This is a genomic window from Moraxella caprae DSM 19149 (genome assembly GCF_000426885.1).
Lineage (GTDB): Bacteria > Pseudomonadota > Gammaproteobacteria > Pseudomonadales > Moraxellaceae > Moraxella > Moraxella caprae.
This window is the reverse complement of record NZ_AUGF01000107.1, coordinates 1-1,200: the sequence shown is the minus strand read 5'-3', so window position 1 is coordinate 1,200 and position 1,200 is coordinate 1. Positions and strand designations below refer to the sequence as shown.

Below are 1,200 nucleotides of genomic sequence, written 5' to 3'. Positions count from 1 at the left end.
TCTAAATGTCAGCATATGATAGAATGTTCTCTTAACCTACTCTTTGCTAAGTGGAATGGGTGTTTGAAGTTTGTATTTTGAGTTTACAATGCCAAAAATAAATAGCCACACAAGTTAAAATCCCCTTGCCAAACAAGGGGATTTTGATTAACTATCACAATATCACAAAAAATCAAATTACCAAGTATAGGACAATTTGACCCCTGCTTTGGTATGGTCAGCATCTTTGCCGTCAGTACGCATAAGCGACAACTGTGCCATAACTTGCCCTGTGCGTGCTGTCAGCCCAAGCTCATTTGTCCACACAACAGGCGTATCTTGATCAAAAGCGTATCCATTGACAGACATAGGTTTGTTGCCACCGCCTTGGCGTAAACTGCTGTTTAAGCTCGGCTCAATGGTAACCGCCCCTACTTGCATGGCTTTACCAAGGCGTACGCCAACAAAACGGTCGTAACGATTAGTCGTGGGGTGAGAGATTTTGGCATTGTCAAGCGTATAGCTAAGACTTGGCGTATGATACACTCTTGCCCCAATATAAGGCTTAACAAAAACATCACTTAACGCCAAATCCGCCCCCACAGTCGCCCCAAGTTGGGTGCTAGTGCGTTTTAGTGCTTGGCTTTGCCCATTAAAATCAAGTTCGCTATTGCTATGAGCAATCGCCGTATCCACCGCCACAAAGCCTTGTGGTAAATGATATTTGGCATAGGCGGACAAGGCGTTTAGATCGGCTTTGTTTGTGCCACGCTCAAAATCAGCTTGTGCATTGGCGTGCGACAACGCCACACCAAAAATCGCATTTGGGCTAATCGGTGTATCTATACCCACTTGCACAAGCGTGCTTTTGGCATCATAACCACGATGTAAATCACTGTGGTGCTTACCAAGCTCATGCTCACTGGTCGCCCATACACGGCGGATGGATGTATCAGTCAAATGACGAGTCAAGGCATCAGCATTTTGCGATAATAGCGTTTGGTGTAAAGTATTTTCAATCAAACCAGCATTGCTATGACGGCTGATAATATCCGCTTGTCTATATTTTTGGCGTTCAGCTTCAATTCTTGCTTGTTCTGCTTTTTCAGCTTCTGCTTTTAAACGCTCAGCTTCGGCTTTTTGCTTAGCAATTTCAGCTTGTTTTTGTTTTTCAGCTTCGGCTTTTTGGCGTTCGGCTTCTAATCTAGCCTGTTCTGCTTT

1 protein-coding gene is annotated in these 1,200 nt (G+C 44.2%); it reads right to left on the bottom strand.

Annotation, left to right across the window (positions count from 1 at the left end):
• Positions 1–177 precede the first annotated feature (177 nt).
• A partial coding sequence (locus K941_RS0112560) for an autotransporter outer membrane beta-barrel domain-containing protein (protein WP_029103857.1) occupies positions 178–1,200 on the bottom strand: 1,023 nt, incomplete at its 5' end.